Source organism: Exiguobacterium oxidotolerans JCM 12280 (assembly GCF_000702625.1).
In the GTDB taxonomy this organism is placed as follows: Bacteria; Bacillota; Bacilli; order Exiguobacteriales; family Exiguobacteriaceae; genus Exiguobacterium_A; species Exiguobacterium_A oxidotolerans.
The window spans coordinates 916053-939682 of record NZ_JNIS01000001.1 but is presented as its reverse complement, the minus strand read 5'-3'; the positions used below and the strand labels follow the sequence as shown (position 1 = coordinate 939682).

Annotated in this window: 21 protein-coding genes, 1 tRNA gene and 1 pseudogene; 20 read left to right on the top strand and 3 right to left on the bottom strand. The window is 48.3% G+C overall.

Going from position 1 to position 23630, the window contains the following annotated elements; genetic code table 11:
* The first annotated feature begins 87 nt into the window (after positions 1-87).
* The 5 genes from P403_RS0104815 to P403_RS0104795 all read left to right on the top strand — a co-directional run bounded on the left by P403_RS0104815 (position 88) and on the right by P403_RS0104795 (position 8933).
* Complete coding sequence (locus P403_RS0104815) at positions 88-1506, top strand: S41 family peptidase (protein ID WP_029331381.1); 1419 nt, start codon at positions 88-90, stop codon at positions 1504-1506.
* 19 nt (positions 1507-1525) lie between these two features.
* Entirely contained in the window at positions 1526-2689 is a 1164-nt protein-coding gene (locus P403_RS0104810; RefSeq protein WP_029331380.1) for a PDZ domain-containing protein, read from the top strand.
* 204 nt (positions 2690-2893) lie between these two features.
* The gene (gene uvrB / locus P403_RS0104805; protein WP_029331378.1) at positions 2894-4861 is read left to right on the top strand and encodes an excinuclease ABC subunit UvrB; all 1968 of its coding nucleotides are present in this window, start codon (positions 2894-2896) and stop codon (positions 4859-4861) included.
* Position 4862: 1 nt separating this feature from the next.
* Positions 4863-7718 carry an excinuclease ABC subunit UvrA gene (uvrA, locus tag P403_RS0104800; protein WP_029331377.1) on the top strand — a complete coding sequence of 952 codons (2856 nt, stop codon included), beginning with the start codon at positions 4863-4865 and terminating at the stop codon, positions 7716-7718.
* 108 nt (positions 7719-7826) lie between these two features.
* Entirely contained in the window at positions 7827-8933 is a 1107-nt protein-coding gene (locus P403_RS0104795) for a DUF4097 family beta strand repeat-containing protein (RefSeq protein ID WP_029331375.1), read from the top strand.
* Between the two features lie 160 nt (positions 8934-9093).
* On the opposite strand, the gene P403_RS0104790 is transcribed toward P403_RS0104795, so the two are convergent.
* The gene (locus tag P403_RS0104790) at positions 9094-9486 is read right to left on the bottom strand and encodes an Asp23/Gls24 family envelope stress response protein (protein ID WP_029331374.1); all 393 of its coding nucleotides are present in this window, start codon (positions 9484-9486) and stop codon (positions 9094-9096) included.
* A 112-nt stretch (positions 9487-9598) separates the two neighbouring features.
* Here P403_RS0104790 and hprK point away from each other — a divergent pair, with 112 nt between their 5' ends.
* The 11 genes from hprK (at position 9599) to P403_RS0104735 (ending at position 18759) form a co-directional block, all read left to right on the top strand.
* A complete protein-coding gene (hprK, locus tag P403_RS0104785; RefSeq protein WP_029331373.1) occupies positions 9599-10534 on the top strand; it encodes an HPr(Ser) kinase/phosphatase in 936 nt (311 codons plus the stop codon).
* Entirely contained in the window at positions 10534-11367 is an 834-nt protein-coding gene (gene lgt / locus P403_RS0104780) for a prolipoprotein diacylglyceryl transferase (RefSeq protein ID WP_029331371.1), read from the top strand. The genes hprK and lgt overlap by 1 nt, the downstream gene beginning before the upstream one ends.
* A gap of 4 nt (positions 11368-11371) precedes the next feature.
* Positions 11372-12028, top strand: a complete 657-nt coding sequence (gene ppaX, locus P403_RS0104775; RefSeq protein ID WP_029331370.1) for a pyrophosphatase PpaX — start codon at positions 11372-11374, stop codon at positions 12026-12028.
* Positions 12012-12494: an acyltransferase gene (locus P403_RS0104770; RefSeq protein ID WP_029331368.1), complete on the top strand. Its 483-nt coding sequence runs from the start codon at positions 12012-12014 to the stop codon at positions 12492-12494. Before ppaX ends, P403_RS0104770 begins: the two co-directional genes overlap by 17 nt.
* 29 nt (positions 12495-12523) lie before the next feature.
* Positions 12524-12904, top strand: coding sequence for a sporulation phosphorelay system protein KapB (gene kapB / locus P403_RS0104765; protein ID WP_029331366.1), 381 nt, complete (start codon positions 12524-12526; stop codon positions 12902-12904).
* Between the two features lie 98 nt (positions 12905-13002).
* Entirely contained in the window at positions 13003-14484 is a 1482-nt protein-coding gene (locus tag P403_RS0104760) for a tetratricopeptide repeat protein (RefSeq protein WP_029331365.1), read from the top strand.
* 60 nt (positions 14485-14544) lie between these two features.
* The gene (trxB, locus tag P403_RS0104755; RefSeq protein ID WP_029331364.1) at positions 14545-15507 is read left to right on the top strand and encodes a thioredoxin-disulfide reductase; all 963 of its coding nucleotides are present in this window, start codon (positions 14545-14547) and stop codon (positions 15505-15507) included.
* Between the two features lie 112 nt (positions 15508-15619).
* Complete coding sequence (rapZ, locus tag P403_RS0104750; RefSeq protein ID WP_029331363.1) at positions 15620-16489, top strand: RNase adapter RapZ; 870 nt, start codon at positions 15620-15622, stop codon at positions 16487-16489.
* Positions 16489-17487, top strand: coding sequence for a gluconeogenesis factor YvcK family protein (locus P403_RS0104745; protein WP_029331362.1), 999 nt, complete (start codon positions 16489-16491; stop codon positions 17485-17487). The genes rapZ and P403_RS0104745 overlap by 1 nt, the downstream gene beginning before the upstream one ends.
* Entirely contained in the window at positions 17484-18440 is a 957-nt protein-coding gene (whiA, locus tag P403_RS0104740) for a DNA-binding protein WhiA (RefSeq protein WP_029331361.1), read from the top strand. Before P403_RS0104745 ends, whiA begins: the two co-directional genes overlap by 4 nt.
* A gap of 82 nt (positions 18441-18522) precedes the next feature.
* Complete coding sequence (locus P403_RS0104735; RefSeq protein ID WP_029331360.1) at positions 18523-18759, top strand: hypothetical protein; 237 nt, start codon at positions 18523-18525, stop codon at positions 18757-18759.
* 144 nt (positions 18760-18903) lie between these two features.
* Here P403_RS0104735 and clpP read toward each other — a convergent pair.
* Positions 18904-19488, bottom strand: a pseudogene (clpP, locus tag P403_RS0104730) (ATP-dependent Clp endopeptidase proteolytic subunit ClpP); the annotation flags it as partial.
* A 179-nt stretch (positions 19489-19667) separates the two neighbouring features.
* A tRNA-Arg gene (locus P403_RS0104725) sits at positions 19668-19743 on the bottom strand.
* A gap of 188 nt (positions 19744-19931) precedes the next feature.
* Between P403_RS0104725 and P403_RS0104720 the strand changes: the two genes are divergently transcribed.
* The 4 genes from P403_RS0104720 (at position 19932) to gap (ending at position 23545) form a co-directional block, all read left to right on the top strand.
* Complete coding sequence (locus P403_RS0104720) at positions 19932-21080, top strand: RNA polymerase factor sigma-54 (protein ID WP_029331358.1); 1149 nt, start codon at positions 19932-19934, stop codon at positions 21078-21080.
* Complete coding sequence (locus P403_RS0104715; protein WP_051667311.1) at positions 21077-21340, top strand: glutaredoxin family protein; 264 nt, start codon at positions 21077-21079, stop codon at positions 21338-21340. The genes P403_RS0104720 and P403_RS0104715 overlap by 4 nt, the downstream gene beginning before the upstream one ends.
* A gap of 118 nt (positions 21341-21458) precedes the next feature.
* Positions 21459-22481 carry a sugar-binding transcriptional regulator gene (locus P403_RS0104710; RefSeq protein WP_029331355.1) on the top strand — a complete coding sequence of 341 codons (1023 nt, stop codon included), beginning with the start codon at positions 21459-21461 and terminating at the stop codon, positions 22479-22481.
* A 53-nt stretch (positions 22482-22534) separates the two neighbouring features.
* Positions 22535-23545: a type I glyceraldehyde-3-phosphate dehydrogenase gene (gap, locus tag P403_RS0104705; RefSeq protein WP_029331353.1), complete on the top strand. Its 1011-nt coding sequence runs from the start codon at positions 22535-22537 to the stop codon at positions 23543-23545.
* Positions 23546-23630 lie beyond the last annotated feature (85 nt).

Sequence of the window (23630 nt, the reverse complement as noted above, 5' to 3'; positions counted from 1 at the left end):
GCGCTTTAGCGAAAAGATAGGGTAACCTATCTTTTTTTGCTATACTGAAAAAAATAGCAGGTTTACACCGGAAACGAGGAATCAAGCGTGAAAAAATCTACAACGGCAGTCATAGCAGTCAGTACATTCGGACTTGGCCTAGGGGCAGGCGCAGTCGGTATGTTAGCAACAGGTGGTACCGACACGGTGACGACCAGTTCATCGGGTGAATCGGGGGACTGGAAAAAGGTTGATCAAGTCCGCCAAATGATTTCACAGTATTACCTAGAAGATGTCACGGATCAAGAATTGCTTGAAGGAGCACTCAGTGGGATGACGGAAGTGCTTGACGATCCTTACTCGGTCTACATGGATGAATCGGAAACGGCGTCGTTCAACACGAATCTGTCTTCATCGTTTGAAGGAATTGGCGCGACGCTGGAGCAAAAGGGTGAGGCGATTGTCATCGTCGCTCCGATTAAAGGGGCACCCGCTGAAAAAGCAGGAATCAAGCCGGGTGACGTCATTGTAGAAATCGATGGCAAGTCGACGAAAGGTCAAAAGACGGATCAAGCTGTCAAAAAGATTCGTGGTGAAAAAGGGACGGAAGTCGTCTTGACGATTCAACGCGGGGGACAAGACCCGATGAAAATCACGATCGAACGCGATACGATTCCGATTGAGACCGTCTACTCGGAAACCGAACAAGTGAACGGGAAAACGATTGGTGTACTCCAAGTGACCCAGTTCTCTGACCCGACTGCAGAAGAGTTCGAAAAGCAACTCGCTGCTCTTGAAGCGAAGAATATCGATGGACTCGTCATTGACGTCCGGGGAAACCCAGGCGGACTGTTGACGGCAGTTTCGAAAATGATTGCGCCATTCATTCCGAAAGATACACCGATTTTCCAGGTCGAAGACAATAAAGGCGACCGGACGCAGGAATTCGGGAAGGCGGACGCGAAGAAACCTTATAACATCGTTGTGTTGGAAGATAGCGGTTCCGCGTCAGCGTCAGAAATTTTAGCCGCTGGTCTGAAAGAAGGTGCTGGTGCAGAAGTTGTCGGTACAAAATCATTCGGTAAAGGGATCGTCCAAAGTGCGTATGACTTAAAAGATGGTAGTGACCTGAAGCTGACAACGAACAAATGGTTGACGCCAGACGGGAACTGGATTCACAAAAAAGGGGTTAGACCGACCGTTGAAGTCAAACAACCTGCGTATTTCAATGTCACGAAAATATTGACGAATGACAAAGCGCTCAATGTCGGGGACTATGGTAAATCTGTCGAAAATGCACATCTCGTGCTCGAAGCGATCGGTTACGATCCGAAAGGGCAGGATGGGTATTATGGCGACACGATGAAACAAGCAGTCGAACAACTTCAAAAAGACGCCAAGCTCGAAGTCACGGGTAAGATTGACCCGGTGACGGCTTCCGAGATGGAGACACGTCTCTTGAAAAAGTTAGAAGACTCGAAAAATGATGTACAACGCATCAAGGCACTTGAAGTTGCCGCTGAATAAATCACGGAAAGAGGTCTGAATGGGCGTGGAATTATTCGATGGAATCGGTTGGACAGTGATTAGTCTTATCGCTAGTCCAATCCTGTGGTTAGCTATTCTAGTCAGTGTTGTAATCGGTATTCGTCGCGTCAGGCGAGAACGGAACTTGTTCCGCTCGAAATCACGCAATCAACGGACCGACATTTTTGAGACGTTACTGCCCGGTCTGCTCGTCGGGATTGTCTTATCTGCAATCAGTTTGAGTTTACAGGTGACCGTCAGCCCGGTCTTCATTGTCGCCTTTACGGCGCTTGCCGCTGTGACATTGGTGATTGGCGTCGTCCGGTTTAACTTGCCGCTTTGGCCGCTCAGCGTTTTGGCACTTATCGGGTGGTTCGTGACGGATGACCGGGTGGGCGGGATTAAAGAGGTCGACGCGACGACGTTGCTATTGCTTGCGAGCTTGACGCTGCTGGCAGAATTGGTGCTCGTCGCCTGGCGCGGTCAAAAGCAGTTGTCCCCATCACTCGTCTTATCGAAGCGGGGGCGCTTCATCGGTGGGTTATCCGCGAACAAACTGTGGTTGATTCCGCTGCTTGTCATTGTTCCGGGCAGTAGTCTCGAGGAATGGTTTCCGCGGTTCGCTTTTCCGGAGTACGTCCCGCTCGTGCTCTTTTTCCCGCTCGGCTTCAGTTTTCTGTTCACAGGAAAATTGCCGGCTGAGTTGATGCGTCCATTGATTCGGGGTCGCGTCATCACATTGTTACTCGCGGTTTTGTTGACACTGGGTGCGTACGTGACGAACCGGGAAGAATGGTTATTCGGTCTACCGCTCCTGCTCGTCTTGCACATCATCTTGCACCAACGGGTCAAACGTTTGAATCGTTCAGAGACGCCGATTTTCCTCAATGGAAAACGGGGTGTCGTCATCTTGGGGACGTTCCCTGGATTACCGGCATCAGAAATGGGGCTCGTACCCGGAGAAGCCATCTATAAGGTCAACGGTGATTTTGTTGATTCCGAGACGAGCTTCTATGAAGCGATTCAAAAGCATAAACCGTACTTACGTCTCGAAGTGATGAATCATAATGGAGATGTTCGGTTTGCACAACGGGCTTTTTATGAACAAGATCATCATGAACTCGGCATCATGTTCGTCAGTGAGCCGGGGAATCGCCGGACTAAAATTCGAACGCTTCAATAATGAGCATCCTCTATCACGTGAGTGGTAGGGGATGTTGTTGTTTCTTGAGTGAACTTTATCTTTTTCAGAGATAATCCGTACTGGGACTTTTTCTTTTTTGGAAAAACGGGTAACTTCCTAGAAGGAGCACTTCATAATCGAATGTTTGTTCGTAAAGTGATACAATAAAGATAGATTTTTTACGGAATGAGGGGGAAGTTAGCGATGGATTTTGAGTTAATGTCACCATTTGAACCAGGCGGCGATCAGCCGGCTGCCATTAAACAATTGGTCACCGGCGTCAAGAACGGCGAGCGGCATCAAACGTTGCTCGGAGCGACCGGAACCGGTAAGACGTTCACCGTCTCGAACGTCATCAAAGAGATTAAAAAGCCGACGTTAGTCCTGGCGCATAATAAAACACTGGCCGGGCAACTGTACTCGGAGTTCAAAGAATTTTTCCCGAACAACGCGGTCGAATACTTCGTCAGCTTTTATGATTACTATCAACCGGAAGCGTACGTCCCGTCGACGGACACGTTCATCGAAAAAGATTCGTCCATCAATGATGAGATTGATAAACTCCGTCACTCGGCGACATCTTCCTTGTTTGAGCGAGATGACGTCTTGATCGTTGCATCCGTCTCGTGTATTTACGGTCTCGGTAACCCGGAAGAGTACAACAATCATGTGTTGTCGCTTCGTGTTGGCAATGAGATGGGGCGTAACGAGATGCTCCGTCGCTTGATTGATATTCAATATGAACGAAATGACATCGACTTCCAGCGCGGACGCTTTCGTGTCCGTGGCGACGTCGTCGAGATTTTCCCGGCGTCACGAGACGAACAATGTGTCCGTGTCGAATTTTTTGGTGACGAAATCGAACGGATTCGCGATATGGATCCGCTGACAGGTGAAATCATCGCCGACCGTGAACATATCTCAATCTTCCCGGCGTCCCACTTCGTGACGGGGGACACACGTCTTCAAAAAGCAATCGCGAACATCGAAGTCGAACTCGAGACGCAACTTGCGAAGATGCGTGAAGACGGGATGTTACTCGAAGCGCAACGTCTTGAGCAACGGACGAACTACGATCTCGAGATGATGCGTGAAATGGGCTACTGTTCAGGAATTGAAAACTATTCCCGTCATTTAAACTTGATGCCGGAAGGATCGACGCCGTATACGCTCATCGATTACTTCCCGAAAGATTTCTTGCTCGTCGCCGATGAGTCGCACGTCACGTTACCGCAAATCCGCGGGATGTATAATGGCGACCAAGCACGGAAGCAAGTCCTTGTCGAGCATGGGTTCCGTTTGCCGTCAGCGAAAGATAACCGACCGCTTCGTTTTGAAGAGTTTGAAGAGAAGGTCAGTCAAGCAATCTATATTTCAGCGACACCGGGGCCTTATGAGCTCGAGCACTCAAAAGAGATGGTCGAACAAATCATTCGTCCGACGGGACTCGTCGATCCGACAATCGAGATTCATCCGATCACGGGGCAAATCGATTACTTGATGGACAACATCCGGGACCGCGTCGCGAAAAATGAACGTGTACTCGTCACGACATTGACGAAAAAAATGTCGGAAGACTTAACCGATTATTTAAAAGAGCACGGTGTTAAGGTCAACTACATGCACTCGGAAATCAAGACACTCGAACGGATTGAGATCATTCGCGACCTGCGACTCGGAAAATACGACGTCCTCGTCGGGATCAACTTGCTTCGTGAAGGACTCGATATTCCGGAAGTGTCACTCGTGACGATCCTCGATGCAGATAAAGAAGGGTTCTTACGGTCCGAGCGATCGTTGATTCAGACGATCGGACGGGCGGCCCGGAACTCGGAAGGACACGTCGTCCTGTTTGCGGACAAGATTACGGATTCGATGCAACGGGCAATGGATGAGACGGAACGTCGGCGCAACATTCAGCTCGCGTTCAATAAAGAACATGGCATCACGCCAAAAACGATTCAAAAAGACGTTCGCGGTGTCATTAGTACGACGATTGAAAGTGATGATACGGTCGAAAAACTAGAGAAATTCAATAAACTGAAAAAACCGGAGCGGGAAACGCTACTCGAACAGTTGGATCAAGAGATGCGACAGGCAGCGAAAGACATGCAATTCGAGCGCGCAGCAGAGCTTCGAGACCTTATATTAGAATTGAAAGCAGGTGCCTAAGTTGGGAGACAAGAAAAACAAGATTATCATCAAAGGCGCTCGCGTCAATAACCTTCAAAACATCGATGTCGAAATCCCACGCGATCAGCTCGTCGTCTTGACGGGCTTGTCGGGATCCGGGAAGTCGTCACTCGCGTTCGATACGATTTATGCGGAAGGGCAACGACGTTATGTCGAAAGCCTCTCCGCTTATGCACGTCAATTTTTAGGGCAGATGGATAAACCGGACGTCGATGCGATTGAGGGACTTAGTCCGGCAATTTCAATCGATCAAAAAACGACGAGTAAAAACCCCCGCTCGACTGTCGGGACGGTGACGGAGATTTATGATTACCTCCGCCTGCTGTATGCGCGAATCGGCAAACCAATCTGTCCGAACCACGGGATTGAGATCTCGAGTCAAACGATCAGTCAGATGGTCGACCAAGTGATGGAGTTACCTGAGCGGTCGCGTTTGCAGATTTTGGCACCAATCGTTTCCGGACGAAAAGGAGCGCATGTCAAAGTCTTTGAAGATTTGAAAAAAGAGGGCTTCGTCCGTGTCCGTGTCAATGGCGATACGATTGATTTAACGGATGACATCGCACTCGAAAAAAATAAGAAACACTCGATTGAAGTCGTCGTCGACCGTGTCGTCGTCCGACCGGACGTCGAATCACGGCTCGCCGACTCACTCGAAACAGCACTTCGCCTCGCGGATGGACGTGTCATCGTCGATACGATGGATGGCAATGAGCTCCTTTTCAGTGAGCATCATGCGTGTCCCATTTGTGGTTTCTCAATCGGAGAACTCGAACCACGGATGTTCTCGTTCAATTCGCCATTCGGGGCCTGTGCCTCATGTGACGGACTCGGGACGAAACTTGAAGTCGATGTCGATCTTGTCGTACCGCATGCAGACAAGTCACTCAACGAAGGGGCGATCGTCGCGTGGGAACCAACGAGCTCACAATATTATCCGCAACTGCTCAAAGCAGTCTGTGAGCACTTTAAAATCGACATGGATACGCCGTTCGAACAGTTGTCAGACGAACAACGCGACATCATCTTAAACGGTAGCTCGAAAGAAGAAATTCACTTCCGTTATGAAAATGACTTTGGCATGGTCCGCAACACGGATCTGTTCTTTGAAGGTGTCTTGAATAACTTACAACGTCGCTACAAGGAGACGTCGTCGGATTACATCCGCGAGCAGATGGAAGGATATATGGCGAAAAAAGCATGTCCGACTTGTAAAGGGCATCGTCTGAAACGCGAATCACTCGCTGTCAAAGTATCCGGTATCCACATCGGAGAAGTGACGAAGATGTCAGTCAAGCAAGCCGTCGTCTGGTTCGAAGAGTTGCCGGCGAAACTATCGGAAAAAGATCAAACGATTTCACGGATGATCGTCCGCGAGATTCATGAACGGTCGTCGTTCTTAGAAAACGTCGGTCTCGATTATTTGACGATTTCCCGCGCTGCCGGCACATTGTCCGGTGGCGAAGCGCAACGGATTCGTCTCGCGACACAAATCGGCTCCCGTCTGACAGGTGTCCTCTATGTCCTTGATGAACCGTCAATCGGCTTACACCAACGGGATAACGACCGATTGATCAGTACGTTGAAAACGATGCGCGATCTCGGAAATACGTTGATCGTCGTCGAACATGATGAAGACACGATGATGGCAGCGGATTACCTGATTGATATCGGACCCGGTGCCGGTGATCACGGTGGTTTCGTCACAGCGGCTGGTCGACCGGAAGAATTGATGAACGACGCGAATTCACTGACCGGACAATATTTGTCGGGGAAGAAGTTCATTCCTGTGCCGACTGAACGGAAACAACCGGACGGACGGGCGTTACGGATTAAAAAAGCGTCAGAAAATAACTTAAAAAATGTCGACGTCGATATCCCGCTCGGCTTGTTCGTTGCCGTGACCGGAGTATCAGGTTCTGGGAAGTCGACATTGATTAATGAGATTCTCTACAAGACGATTGCGCATGAGATGAACCGGGCAAAAGAAAAGCCGGGAGCGCATAAAGGCATCACAGGCCTCGACCAAATCGATAAAGTCATCGACATCGACCAATCTCCGATCGGTCGGACACCACGTTCGAACCCGGCGACGTATACCGGTGTCTTTGACGACATTCGTGATGTTTTCGCTTCGACGAACGAAGCGAAGTTACGCGGTTATAAAAAAGGACGCTTCAGTTTCAACATCAAAGGTGGCCGGTGTGAAGCGTGTCGCGGAGACGGGATCATTAAAATCGAGATGCATTTCTTGCCGGACGTCTACGTTCCGTGTGAAGTCTGTCACGGGAAACGGTATAACCGCGAGACGCTCGAAGTAAAATATAAAGGTAAAACGATTTCGGACGTGCTTGAGATGACAGTCGAAGAGGGACTCGAGTTCTTCGAAAAAATTCCGAAAATCAGCCGCAAGCTGCAAACGATTGCTGACGTCGGCTTGACGTACATGCGTCTCGGACAGCCGGCGACGGAACTGTCGGGCGGTGAAGCACAACGCGTCAAACTCGCGTCGGAACTGCATAAGCGGTCGACCGGGAAAACGATTTATATTCTCGATGAACCGACGACAGGACTGCATGTCCACGATATCGCCCGCCTGTTGAAAGTCTTGCAACGCCTTGTCGACAACGGCGATACAGTCCTCGTCATCGAGCATAACCTCGACGTCATTAAGACGGCGGATTACTTGATTGATCTTGGTCCGGAAGGTGGCGATGGTGGAGGTATGATCGTTGCGACCGGAACACCGGAAGACATCGTGCAAGTCAAGGAGTCGTATACAGGACATTACTTGGCACCTGTTTTGGAACGGGACGCAGCCCGAATCGAATCATGAAACTTTTTTGACGGAGGATTCGTAAAAGGGAAGTAAGGGAAGTAGAACGAAAGAGTGAATAAGTTTTCCTGCGTCATAGCGTGTTCAGAAAATAGGAGGGGAATGTTCATGAAACAAGATATGCGTCAGTTGATACTTGAACAAGTAAAAGAAGGAAAGTTGACGATCGATGAGGCACTCGATAAGCTCGAACGCCTTGAAGCACTCGATCAGCAACAATCGACGACAGCAAGTAATCATAAGTATGTCGATGAACCGGAACAGTACGACCGCGTCGATCATTACACGGTTGATTCACTGACGTCGAAAGTGATGTCTGCTTTTGATGGTCTCGTCAACCGGATTAAAGAGAGTGATCTCTCATTAAATCAGACGTCTGGTCCGAACGTCACGTACGTCAAACAATTCCCATTCAGTGGAGAGACGATTCACTTGGATTTATTTAATGCCAATGCCGTCGTCGAACCAAGTGATTTAGAGGAGTGTGAGTTGACGGTGACGGGGCGTCCGCTTCGCCAAGTCAATGAGGAGCAAGCGCTCGAGCAACTTCAAGCGTCGCTTCAACATTCCGTCTCCGCTAACACGCTATCGATTCGTTTGAAAGATAAACGCGTCCGGGCGACGATCCACTTAAAAGTTCCGCGTCGTCACTACGAGGCGTTCGTGTTACAGACGTTGAATGGCGAGATTACGTTGTCGTCGCTTGACGCGACGAGCGTTCAACTGATGACAGCGAACGGACGGATCCATGTCCGCGATCTTTATAGTGAGGATTTGAAAGCTTCAACGGCGAACGGTTCGATTGAAGTCGAAGAGTCAGAAGTCAAAATGTTGAAAGCGAAGACGGCGAATGGTCAAATCATCGCGAACGGAGTTTTTGAACGTTCTGAGCTAAAAACCGCGAACGGCAATGTCCGGTGTGAACTAAAAACAGCCCATGACGCGAAGATTCAAGCGTCGTCACTCGCGGGAAGCATCGCTTTGATGTTGCCGCATGGCGCTGAAGTATATGGTGAGCTGGAAACAAACTTTGGTGGGTTGAATTGTAACCTCGATGAGATGGAAGTGATTCGCGACCAAAAAGATGTCGTGAACCGTAAACTGCATTTCGTCTCCGGTCGTGACCGGACGCCGAAGATTGAAGTCGAAGCCGATACGAAAACGGGAACGATTTCCGTGACGCACGGTGTTCACTTAAGTCCACAAGCGTTTTAATCAAAAATCCCGCCTGCTTCCTGAAACCGGAGCCGGCGGGATTTTTTTGTCGCTTCCTGATGGAAATGGATGATCAAGCATCGCAATCAAAAAATAAAGTGTGTCTACAGTCAAAAAGAAGGGGATGCGCATCATGTAGATGGCATCCCTTTCTTTTTGATTAGTAGTTATAGTCTTCATCCATCATCGGTTCGTCCCAGTTCATATTGTCGAAGTTGTTCATGTCGTACCCGAATGAAATGAACGTGATGACGCCGATAATCGCTAGGACGATGGAAGCAATGATTAAGCCGATTCCCATCCAACTTTTGCTACGCGCCCGGTTCCAATAAAAGACGATGGCGAGAATGAGTGAGATGAATGGACCGCTCAGCACGATTCCGACCAGTGAGATGATGAAAAATAAGAGCGATGTCTGATTTTGATCACGCGAATAAGCTTTCCACATATCGATTAACGAGATGATGATGTAGACGAGACCAAGGATGGCGACAATCGCAACTAAAATCATGATAATGATTAAGCCGATGCCGCTACCTGACATATTCATCATAAAAAAACCTCCTTTGTTGTATTCTTTCCCCCAGTTACTGCCCTTCTAATCGAATTCATTGATTTTAACAAAAATATGGTACAATACTTCAAGTGAAAGGGGCTGATTGAGCGTGCAAGCAAAAGTGCGAACAGCTGAAATCGTAAAGCAATTCAATTTAAAAATTGTCACCGGAGAAGAAGGACTACATCGTCCGATTTTGACGGCTGATCTCTGTCGACCAGGTCTTGTCCTCGCTGGTTATTATGCGTATTACCCAGCAGAACGTCTGCAAGTCCTCGGAAAAACAGAATTGACGTTTTTCAACAACCTGACGTATGAGGAACAGCTCGAACGGGCAAACGTCCTCTGTACGGATGAAACACCAGGGATTTTAGTGACGCGTGGGTTTGAAGTACCGGAAGCAATCATCAAGGCAGCTGACGAAACGAACGTACCGCTCTTGACGACGAAGGGACATACGACATCGGTCGAATCTCAAATCACGAACTTCCTCGAAGCGGAACTCGCTCCGACGACAGCGATGCATGGCGTCCTCGTCGATATTTACGGGGTCGGCGTCTTCATCAAAGGGGCAAGTGGTGTCGGTAAATCCGAAACGGCACTCGAACTCGTCAAACGGGGACACCGCCTTGTGGCAGACGACTCCGTTGAAATTCGTCAGACGGGTGACGGCATCTTAGTCGGGACAGCGCCAAAATTGATTCAGCATCTTCTTGAGATTCGCGGAATCGGCATCATCGACGTCATGACGTTGTTCGGTGCAGGTGCTGTACGGTCGCATAAAAAAATCAGCCTCGTCTGTAATCTGGAAATTTGGGATCAAACGAAGGTCTATGACCGCGTCGGGCTCGACCAAGAGACGTTACAAATCATCGATACGGAAATTCCGTTTTTGACGATTCCAGTGCGTCCCGGGCGTAACCTTGCCGTCATCATCGAAGTTGCGGCGATGAATTACCGTCTGAAAAATATGGGGATCAACACGGCAGAAGAATTCGCCGGACGTCTCGCGCAAGCGATTGAAGACGGGAATGGTGGTCTATGATGGGGACACTTGCAACGGTACAGCCGACATTCGATCGTGTCGCGATTGAACTCGGTCCGATTCCAATCTATTGGTATGGTGTCGTCATCGCCTTAGGGGCAATCGTCGGCTTGATGATCGCCATCTTCGAATCAAAGCGGATTGGCTTTAATGAAGAATATGCGGTCGATGTCGTCATCTGGTCGATTCCGATCAGCATCATCTGTGCCCGTATCTACTATGTGGCTTTCGAATGGCAATACTATGGGCAACATCTCGATCAAATCATCAACATCCGCCAAGGTGGAATCGCGATTCACGGTGCCATCATCGGCGCGATTTTGACGGTCATCCTCTATACGCGTAAGAAAAAGATTTCGTTTTGGCAAATTGCTGATATCTTGGCACCATCACTCCTGTTCGGTCAAGCGGTCGGACGTTGGGGGAACTTCTTCAACCAAGAAGCGCACGGGGGAGAGACGACATGGTCGTTCCTGCAAGATACGTTGCACTTGCCGAACTGGATCGTCAATCAGATGTATATCGACGGCGTCTATTATGTACCAACGTTCCTCTATGAAAGCATTTGGAACATCATCGGTGTCATCTTGTTGATCGTCTGGCGGATGAAGTTCAATCCGCGTCGCGGCTACGTCTTCCTCGGTTATCTCGTCTGGTACTCGATTGGACGTTACTATATTGAAGGACTCCGGACGGATAGTCTGTTGATGGGGGACGGACTGCGGACGGCACAAATCGTCTCGATCTGTTTAATCATCTTCGGACTCGTCATGATGGTCGTCCGGAAAAATGCTGTCCGCTACTTGGACGGAACAACACGGGAGGCGAAGTAATCCGATGATTAACACGATTCTATTTGATTTAGATGGGACGTTGATTGATACGAACCCGTTGATTCTGAAAAGTTTTGAACATACACTCAGTTACTACTACCCGGAGCGGACGTTTACGGAGGCAGAATTGCTTCCGTTCATCGGTCCGACGCTTGAAAAATCATTTTCTGAGCTCAACGCCGAGCAGTGGAAAGAGATGGTCGCCTTTTACCGCAGCTATAACATTGCGATGCATGACGCACTCGTCCTGGAATATCCGGGTGTCCTCGACGGTTTACGCCGCTTGAAGGAGCAGGGCTACAAGATGGCGATCGTGACGTCAAAAAGTCGTCGCGTCGCCTTAAAAGGGATTGAACTGTTCGGACTGACGTCACTGTTTGAGACAATCATCGCAGCAGACGACGTGATGGAAGAAAAACCAGCCGTCGAACCGTTTGAAAAAGCGATGGCACTCCTCGGTTCGACAACCGACGAGACAATCATGGTCGGGGACAACGACACGGATATCAACGGTGGGAAAAATGCCGGGTTGAAAACCGTTGCGGTCGGTTGGGCGATTAAAGGTCGTCCGTATTTGGAAGCACTGGAACCGGATGTCATCATCGACTCGATGGAACACCTAAGTGACTGGATCGAGGCGCAAAATGGCACGGCGGACTGATCGCTATCACGTCGGGTCGACGAATCCGTTATGGCACATGTACCGGACGGTCTCGTTCTTCAAAGTCATGTGGTGTTTTAGCATCATTACGATCGGACGCTTTTCACCATCGCTTCGGTTCAAAAATGCCATGTACCGGACATGCCTCCGGATGAAGATTGGCGACCGAACGGCACTAGCTTTGATGGTGATGCCGGACACGATGTTCCCGGAACGGATTTCAATCGGCTCGAATACAATCATCGGCTTCAACACGACGATTCTCTGTCATGAATATTTGACGACCGAGTACCGGATCGGCAACGTGACGATCGGTAGCGATGTGTTGATTGGCGCGAACGTGACGATTTTACCAGGCGTGACGATTGGAGATGGCGCCAGTATCGGTGCCGGTTCCGTCGTTCACCGGGACATCTTACCGAACGAACGTGTCTCGAGTCAGCCGCTTCGTCGCCATGAAATGTGACGAAACTGTGAGAAGGAGGTCAATCCGCAATGAATTATATTCGCTTCACTTATAAGACCGGAAAGTATTTCGGAAGATTATTTGCAGAACGTCCGCAAGGGCTCGTCGTCGAAGTCCTCGCCGTCGAGAAACATCCGACGCAAGGTGATTTGCATCAACCGAACCAAGTTGACGTACCGCTCTTCCATATCCGTACCGCCTTGCATCAACACGAAAAGATCACGGTTTCTCCAAGTGTCGTCTATGCATATGAGGGCGAGATTCCGTCGTATCCGGATAGCTTACGGCAGGCATTCGAAAAAGATGTTGAACGTCTGCAAAACAAGAATCCACAAGAAGATGCTTTTGTACGAAAATGCTTAGAGAACTACAAGGAACTCGAAACCATTTATGCGAAACGCTGGGCGTAAACCCCGGCGTTTTTTTCTGTTGCAACGCTATCCGAGATAGGTTATTCTTGTCTCTGCAACTACGAAACTAGATTTATATTATGGGGGCTTGAATCACTATGGAATTAACGGAATACAAAGCAGACCCCTTTGCGATTACAACGCGCCAAGCGGAACTTTTTTATTTTCGCGGACGGAAGGCGCATCGGGAAGGGAGACTCGAAGAGGCGGTTTATCATCTTGACGAAGCGACGACGCTTCAACCAGAAGATGTCCGTTACCTACTACGTTACGCACGTGTCCTGTTCGAAACGGGAGAAATCAATCATGCGAACGACGTATTGAAACGTGTCCGTGCACTCGATGAGTCAAATACCGAATCACTCTTTTATTTAGCGAACAACTATGCGCACGTTTCTTTATATGAAGAAGCAAAAGAATATGCGCTCGAATATTTAAAACATGCACCGGCAGGCAAACACGCAGAGGCATCGGCCGCACTCGTGGAATTGATTGATCTTGAGCAAGAGCTTGAGGATGACGATGAAGATGAGTTGATTCGTCTCCATGCACAAGCCCAGCGCCAAATCGATAAAGGGATGTTGTTTGCAGCACAGGACACACTCGAGTCCTTGATCGCGACGTACCCGACATTTTGGCCAGCCTACAATAACTTGGCAATCGTCGAATTTTATCTTGGTGAAAACGACCGGGCTTTCCATTCGCTTGAACGCGTCTTAGAAGGAAATCCAGGAAATCTCCATGCGCTTTGTAATACGCTCGTTCTCTTACATGAGATGGGGCAGGATGAAGAAGCGCACCGTCTGTCACGGAAGCTCGAACACGTTCGTTCCGTCAATCTCGAAACACGTTATAAAGTCGCATCGACTCTTGCAATCATCGGTCGTCATGACTTAGCGTACGAAGAATTGAAATTGCTCGAACGCCGTGGCTACCGAGGCGACCCACTATTTGGTCACTGGTTATCGATTTCTGCATTCAAAACGGGACATGTCGAAGAAGCGGCAGCCTTCTTACAATCAAAAGAGGCCGCGAGCTTACGGGAAGAACAAGAGGCATACGACATTCGTCATAACCTTCAGTTTCGTTCAGCCTTGATTCAAGCGTTGAAAACGGAAGATGATGTCTCACGGATTTTCACGGCTTTGCTACTCGGGAAACTAAATGACGAGGAAGCACGGTTGGCCCTTTCGATGATGCCGGAAGTGACGGACCACGAAGATGTCCTGCAGCTGACAGAACAAATTTTGCATGAGATGAATGGACGGAGCGATATCGTCGATGAGCGGATTCATCGTGCCTTACAGACGATTCGTCTCGCAGAACATTACGTATCTGACGAAGAGCGGATGAGCCTTGAAGGCGACTTTTATGAACGGTTTGCCCGCCTCGTCCTCAGTGGTGAAACGTTTGACTCAGTCGAAGGTTCAGCTGCTGCATTAATCCATCTGTTTCATGAATTGCGTGAAGGAATGTTGATTGAAGAGTGTGCGGAACTAGTCGATGACTCCTTTGACGAGGTGGCAATGACGATTCGTGCCTTTAAGCAACACCTGACACCTGCTCGGGCAAAATGTTAGACGTTTGCCATATTCTCACCTATACTCAAATTACAATGAAACTTAAGATGGGGTGGAAACATGACAGAAACTGCTGAAAAAATTTATGATGTCATCATCATCGGTGCAGGGCCTGCCGGAATGACGGCAGCACTTTACGCATCACGCGCAAACCTTTCAACATTGATGATCGAACGCGGTATTCCAGGCGGTCAAATGGCCAACACGGAAGATATCGAGAACTATCCGGGATACGACAGCATCCTCGGACCGGACCTTTCACAAAAAATGTTCGATCACTCGAAAGCATTCGGCGCAGAATATGCGTACGGTGACGTGCGTAGCATCGAGGATGGACGTGCTTTTAAAACGGTCCATGCACACAACAAGGATTATCACGCGCGGGCGATCATCATCGCATCGGGCGCACAATATAAGAAAATCGGTGTACCGGGCGAAGAAGAGCTCGGCGGTCGTGGTGTCTCGTATTGTGCCGTTTGTGACGGAGCCTTCTTTAAAGAAAAAGAATTGTTCGTCATCGGTGGTGGGGATTCAGCGGTCGAGGAAGGTGTCTACTTGACACGTTTCGCGAAAAAAGTCACAATCGTCCACCGTCGTGAAGAATTACGTGCACAAAAAATTCTTCAAAAACGTGCGTTCGATAACCCGAAAATCGATTTCATTTGGAACCATACTGTTAAACAAATCAACGAACAAGACGGTAAAGTCGGTTCAATCGATTTAATCAATACGAAAACGGCAGATGTGACGACACATCCAATCGATGGTGTCTTCATCTACATCGGAATGAACCCGATCACAGGTTACGTCCAAGATCTCGGTATCTTGAATGATCAAGGATATGTTGTGACGAACGAAGGCATGGAGTCAAACATCAAAGGAATCTTCGCAGCTGGAGACGTCCGTGAGAAAACGCTCCGTCAAGTCGTTACGGCAACGAATGATGGTTCGATTGCTGCTCAAAATGCACAGCATTATATCGAAGCGTTACTCGAGGAATTACAAGAATCATCACAAGTGTAAGACAGGAACCAGCTTTGTTGGAGGGGACTTCAATGAGGCTGGCTCTTTTTTTATGCTATACTGAATTTGGAATAAAAAATACACGCGGAACTGTTGTCTGGAGGGCGAAAAGATGGAAGAGAATCAACCGCAATTGGTCATCATCACGGGAATGAGTGGGGCTGGAAAGAGTGTCGCCATGAATAGCTTTGAGGACTTAGGCTATTTCTGTGTCGACAATCTCCCACCGACGTTACTGCCGCAATTGATTGAAGTGATTGGGCAAGTCCGTCCAAAAATTGCCGTCGCCATCGATACACGTGCTCGTGATTTTATTGATAGTTTCTTTGTCGTTTACGAAGATTTGAAAAAAACGAACCTGCAGATTCGTATGTTGTACTTAGACGCACGCAATGACGTCCTCGTGCGCCGCTATAAAGAGTCGCGGCGTTCGCATCCACTGGCGCCGACTGCGTCACCACTGATCGGTATCGAGCGAGAGCGGACGCTGCTCGAAGGATTCCGTGACAAGGCACAGATGCTGATCGATACGAGTGACATTAAACCGCTTGCACTGAAAGAACGCTTGCTCAAAGAGTTTACGGAAGGGGAACGGATTCCCTTTACCGTCAATGTGATGTCGTTTGGTTTCAAGCACGGTCTGCCGCTTGACGCCGATCTCGTCTTTGACCTTCGTTTTCTGCCGAACCCGTTTTATATTCCGGAGTTACGTCCGAAAACGGGACTCGATCTCGAAGTGTCGTCATACGTCATGAAGTGGCCGGAAGCAAAATTGTTCTATAAAAAGCTCGTCGACTTGCTCGAGTTCCTGATTCCCCAGTACGAACGGGAGGGGAAATCGCAACTCGTCGTCGCCCTTGGCTGTACGGGCGGTAAACACCGCTCGATTACGTTTGCGGAAGCAATCAGTAAAGAATTCGAAAACCAGTATCATGTCGTCACGAATCATCGGGATTATGTTCACGCGAAGGAGGAAAAGTAATGAAATGGGAACGGAAAGTCGTCGCGATTGGCGGTGGAACGGGCTTGTCGACTCTTTTGCGTGGACTGAAGCATTATCCGCTCGACATCACGGCCATCGTCACGGTCGCGGATGACGGGGGGAGCTCGGGGCGCTTACGGACAGAGTTCAACATGTTGCCGCCGGGTGACATTCGAAACGTCATCGTCTCGCTATCGAAGTCCGAGACATTGATGGACCGGATCATGCAGTACCGTTTTGAAACGGGAGAAGGACTTCACGGTCATTCGCTCGGGAACTTGATGCTGACGGCTGCGACGCAGCTCTGTAATGGCTCGTTCGTCGAGGCGATTGGTGTCATGGGACAACTGTTGAATGCCGAAGGGAAAGTCTATCCGGCGACGGAGCGGACGATTACATTATGTGCGGAGTTCGAAGACGGGACGATCGTCAAAGGCGAATCGTTGATTCCGAAAGTCGGCAAGGTCATCGAGCGGATTTATTTAGAGGAAGAAGACGTCCGTCCGGTACCGGAAGCGATTCAAGCGATCTTAGAGGCCGATGTCATCGTCCTCGGACCAGGGAGTCTCTATACGAGTATCATCCCGAACGTCTTGATCGATGAAATCCGGGAAGCGATTAAACAATCGCTTGCACCTGTCGTTTATATTTGTAATGTCATGACGCAACCGGGTGAGACGACGGCCTTCACGGCGAATGATCACTTGACTGCGCTCGAACGTTTTCTCGGTCAAGGCGTCGTCGATACGATCATCGTCAATAATGAATCAATCGATGCAAGCTACTTGCGAAAATACCAAAAAGATCATGCTGATATCGTCACTTACGATGATGAACGTTTCGTCGAGGCTGGAATTGAAGTACTCGCGGACGATATCGTCGACTATAACCATCATTTCATCCGTCATGACGCGGACGCGGTCGCGAGCCTCGTCATGCGGAAAGTATTATCGATTCGACGGGTGCGTCAACTCGAAGGGAAGGAGGAATTGACGTGAGTTTTGCTTCAGAAGTAAAAAAAGAATTAACACAGATTGCCATCACGGATCACGAGATGAAGGCAGAATTAGCGGCGCTCGCACGGATGAACGGTGCGATTTCGTTCGGACTCGGGCGCGGATTGACGCTTGATATTTCGACTGAAAACGCGTCGATCGCGCGACGGATTTATTCATTATTAAAACGGGCATACGGGGTCCACCTGGATCTACTCGTCCGAAAGAAAATGCGTCTTAAAAAAAATAACGTCTACATCGTTCGTGTGAAGCAGCAAGCGGATAAGATTCTGCAGGATTTAGGCATCCTCGGCGAAGGGTTCACGATGATTCGTTCGATCAGCGATACGATTTTAAAAGATGAACGGCGGGCACGTGCCTATTTACGGGGAGCGTTCTTAGCCGGAGGGTCACTAAACAATCCGGCGACGTCGTCGTACCATTTAGAAATCTTCAGTCTCTATGAGGATCACAATGCGGCACTCCGGAGTCTGACGAATCAATTCGATTTGAATGCAAAAGCAATCGAGCGTAAGAAAGGGCACATCCTCTACATCAAGGAGAGCGAAAAAATCTCTGATTTCCTCAAGGTAGTCGGGGCGACCCATTCGATGCTTCGTTTTGAAGATGTTCGGATTTTAAAAGATATGCGAAATTCGGTCAATCGTCTCGTCAACTGTGAGACAGCGAACCTCAACAAAACGGTCGGGGCAGCGCTCCGTCAAGTGGAGAACATCAAATTTCTCGAACGGACGGTCGGGCTCGACGTCTTACCGAACAAGTTACGGGAAATCGCGATTTTACGCGTGACGCATCAAGACGTGACGCTGCAAGAGCTCGGTGAGATGGTCGAGAGCGGCTCGATCTCAAAATCAGGGATCAATCATCGATTGCGGAAGATTGATCAAATCGCGGATAAAATCCGCAATGGTGAGTCGATGACAGGTGCGCTCTAAAGGGGAAACTTGCGAGATGAACCATAGTCTACTATAATATATAGTCGATGCAACTAAATGTTCGAATTAAGGAGTTTTTGAAATGGCTAACGAAAAAAAACGTATTTCGCTGACAGTCGATGCGAAATTTGATGAAGTCTTGACGAAAAAAGCAAAATCAATCGGTGTACCAAAAAGTACACTCGTGACATTCGCAACATCACTCTTCCTTAAACAATTACAAGCAGAAGAAGAGCTTTCACCACATGCGAACGGGATCTACACATTGATTCGTGAAAACCACGACATCGTGTCTGATATTACAGATCTCATCGACTAACAGAAACAATCCTTTTCAGGTTCGGGACGAACTTTCATGATTCAGTGAAGTTCATGCCCGACGTGGAGAGGATTTTTTTTTTTTGAAGACAACAAAAAGACCGACCACTGATGTAACACATCAACGGTCGGTCGAGTTAACAGATTAAGCACGTTCCATGACGCGGTCGATGAGACCGTAGTCGGCTGCTGCTTGAGCAGACATGAAGTTGTCACGCTCTGTATCGCGTTCGATGACTTCAAGGGGTTGCCCTGTGTTTTCTGCCATGATTTTGTTTAAGTGTTCACGCATTTTGATGATACGTTCTGCGTGAATTTTAATGTCCGACGCTTGTCCTTGTGTGCCACCGAGTGGTTGGTGAATCATGATCTCAGCGTTTGGAAGGGCAAAACGTTTTCCTTGTGCACCTGCTTGTAAGAGGAACGCACCCATTGAAGCGGCCATTCCGATACAAATTGTTGAAACTTGTGGTTTGATGAAGTTCATCGTATCGTAAATCGCCATACCCGCCGTGATTGAACCACCTGGGCTGTTGATGTAGAGCGAAATTTCTTTATCTGGATCCTCTGCTGCTAAGAAGAGCAACTGGGCAACGACTGAGTTGGCGACGTTATCGTCAATCGCGCTCCCGAGAAGAATGATACGATCCTTGAGCAAACGTGAATAGATATCGTAAGCACGTTCCCCGCGGTTGGTTTGTTCGATGACTGTTGGAATTAACATAGTCTTTGCCTCCTTATGATGGTATGTAGCTCATATTCGACTTATTCCTATCATAATCCTTTGGTCAATATTGGTCAAAAGATACGATGCGACTTTTATGTATTTTTCCTGAATGGCAGTGAATTAAACATATCAATATAGAAAAAAGGCAATACCGCGAACGGCATTGCCTGTAGATTCAAATATGGTACACCCGGAGAGATTTGAACTCCCGACACCTGGTACCGGAAACCAGTGCTCTATCCCCTGAGCTACGGGTGCATGTTTTTTACTGAACAATTAATAGTATACCGACATTTTTTCAGGAAAGCAATACTCGATTGATAACTTTAACAGTTTTTTTCGGGCGAAAGATGTTTAAGAAGGACTTTCTAGACGATTGGAAGATTTTTTTCCTCTATACTATATAGAAGGGTTAAAGATGCGATGGAATGAAAGGAGAACCGACGATGGAACAGCGCCAGGAACAGACACAACGGATGATGTTATCGACGTCCCAATTGTTTCAGTTGACGATTCTTGAGGAATCATTTGCTGAACTCGAAGAACATGTATACCGAATCATACGCCGGACAAGCGCTTATCGGAACAATCTCAGTAAAACAATCGACGTTGATTTTGGCCGCGTCGCAGACCGTGTCGCTTCATTTGAAGCCACGCTTCTTCAGCAAATACGTTTAGAATCGGTCAGACAGGAAATAGGATATATGGCGGAACAACTCATGACGTACTTAGATACGGATGGATTATTGCGGACGACGGATGCGCAACTGGCAACCTTGTTAGAGGCGGACGTCAGTCTCGTAAAACAAGCACGACACGTTTTACAACGGTGTGAACCGACAGGAATTGCGGCACGTTCCGCGCACGAATGCCGGTTGTTGCACGCGCTCGAACTAGACGACGCGCTATTGATTGATGTCGTGACGGATTTGAATGAAGGGATTGCTGTCAAACAAGCACTTCAAGACATCGATGATGCAACAGACCGGATACGGATTAAGGCGGCGCTCGATCGGTTACCAAAAGCACCGGTCTTTCCGGAGACGACCGTTCTGACGATTCCAGAAGCAGACATCGAATACCGTGACGGCAAGTTGACGATCAACTGGTCTGATCTCGAAATCGACCGGAGCTGGGCCGACCTCGAGGAAGCAAAACCGTTCTTAAGTGCATATGAACGGAGACGGACGACGCTTCGGGCGATTCTCGACGTCATCGTCGAGCGACAGCTCAATTGGTTTAAAGGGAAGCTCGAGCTCGCGCCATTGACGAAAAAAGAAGTGGCGGAAGTGACGGGGCATCATCCGTCGACAGTTGGACGGGCGATTGCGAACAAAACGGTTAAGACGATTCAAGGAACGATATCACTCGAAGATTTTTTCGTCTCACGGACGACGACTGGGACGTCGAGTTTCTTAGTTAAGGTCCGGATTGCTCAACTTCTCGAAGCGTCGCCTGTACCGATGAGCGATCAACAATTGGTCGATTGTCTAGCGAAGGAGCAAATTACGGTCGCGAGACGAACGGTCGCAAAATATCGGGCAGCCCTTGGTTTGACCCAAGCGGACTTCGAGAGACGAGAGGCGAATTCATGATGCAATCAAAAGAAAACATGCACTTAACACTCTATTCACGTCCGGGTTGTACACTATGTGAGGAAGCCGCCATCTTGCTCGATTTTGTATTAGATGAATTTCCCGAATGGACATTCGAAGAAATCAACATTGACAACGATGCGGCGCTCAGTCTGAAGTACCTCTACGAAATACCGGTTCTCGCACATCAAAACGAAATCTTAAGTTATGGAAAATTTGAGACGGAGGCGGTCAGAAATCGTTTACTTGAAAAAAGATGACGGTCGAGACTTGAAACAAAACCAGGGTACTGTTATGATAGCAATGTACCAAGTGGGACAAGATATGACACGCGGGACGTAAAGTGTCCAGCAATTTGAGAGGAGCGGGAGTTACATGATTCGGCAGTTAGTACAGATCCAAAAGCGAATCGTGCCTGATCTGATTGAAGAAATGCAGACACGTTACGACATTCTTCATTATGTACGCCTGATGCAACCGATCGGACGACGAACACTTGCGACGAGCCTTGGCTTGACGGAACGCGTTCTACGCCGGGAAGTCGACTTCTTAAAAGAACAAGACTTACTAGAAGTTGCGACGCAAGGCATGTCCTTGACGGATGAAGGGCGGACAGTATTACGAAGCATGCACAGTGTGATGGCGGAACTCGCCGGGATCTCCGATATGGCGAAAGCCTTAAAAGAGAAGCTTGGTGTAAAAGACGTCGTCATCGTACCGGGTGATTCGGATCAAACCTTCTGGGTACAACGCGATATGGGACGGGCAACAGTTGCCCGCTTAAAACGTGAACTTTCAAAAGACCACAATACGATTGCAGTTACAGGTGGAACGACGATGGCTTCTGTCGCAGCGATGATGTCGCCCGATAAGGAAAATCGTCCGATGACGTTTGTACCCGCACGAGGTGGTCTTGGTGAAACGCTTGAACTTCAAGCGAATACGGTCTGCTCACGCATGGCTTCACGTGCCCAAAGCGACTATCATCTGCTCCACATTCCAGACATGGTCAGCACCGAGACATTTGTCAAGATGGTCGAGGAGCCGAGCATTAAAAATGTCTTGCAGATGATTAAAGATGCTTCAATCGTGGTACATGGAATTGGTGAGGCAAAAACGATGGCAAAACGTCGTCGTGCTTCGACAGCTCTTTTGGAACAGCTCGAAGACGAGCAAGCCGTCGCAGAAGCATTCGGATATTATTTTGATCGGGACGGGAACATCGTCCACCGTGTCAAAACGGTCGGACTACAACTCGACGACTTGAAAAAAGTCGAACACGTCGTGGTTGTCGCCGGTGGTCATTCGAAAGCAGAAGCGATCAATGCCTACGTCAAACAGTCTCCAAACATCATCCTCATTACGGATGAAGGAGCCGCAACAACGATTTTGAAAGGGTAGCCCCCTTTTGAATAATAGATAACTCGCTTTACACTAAAAGGAGGAAAATTATCATGGCAGTAGTAAAAGTTGGTATTAACGGATTTGGACGTATCGGGCGTTTGGCACTTCGTCAAATTCTTCAATTTGAAGGAATCGAAGTAGTCGCAATCAACGACCTCACAGACACTAAAATGCTTGCACACCTTTTAAAATATGATACGACTCAAGGTCGTTTCGACGGAGAAGTTGAAGTACACGACGGATACTTCCTCGTAAACGGTAAAGAAATCAAAACACTTGCTAACCGCAACCCAGAAGAACTTCCATGGGGCGAGCTCGGTGTTGACATCGTTCTCGAATGTACTGGTTTCTTCACAGACAAAGAAAAAGCTGAACTTCACTTGAAAGCTGGAGCTAAAAAAGTTGTTATCTCAGGACCTGCTACTGGCGACATGAAAACTGTCGTTTACAACACGAACCACGAAATTCTTGACGGAACTGAAACAGTTATCTCTGGTGCTTCATGTACTACAAACTGTCTCGCTCCAATGGCGAAAGTTCTTCAAGATCAGTACGGAATCGTTGAAGGTCTCATGACAACAATCCACGCTTACACTGGCGACCAAAACACACTCGACGCTCCACACCCTAAAGGTGACTTCCGTCGTGCACGTGCAGCAGCTGCTAACATCGTTCCTAACTCAACTGGTGCTGCTAAAGCAATCGGTCTCGTTCTTCCAGAACTTCAAGGTAAACTTGACGGATCTGCACAACGTGTACCAGTCGCTACAGGTTCACTCACTGAGCTCACAACAGTTCTTGAGAAAAAAGTTACAGTTGAAGAAGTTAACGCAGCTATGAAAGCAGCAGCGAACGAGTCTTACGGTTACACTGAAGACGAAATCGTTTCTTCTGACATCGTTGGTATCTCTTACGGATCACTCTTCGATGCAACACAAACTAAAGTTGTTACTGTCGGTGACAAACAACTCGTTAAAACAGTTGCTTGGTATGACAACGAAATGTCTTACACTAGCCAACTCGTTCGTACACTCAAACACTTCGCAGAAATCGCTAAGTAATTCGAGCAATTAAATAGCAATTGAATAAGAGCGGAAACTACCAGTCTCCGCTCTTATTGCGAAAAAAAGTCTGGAGGGGCGTCAC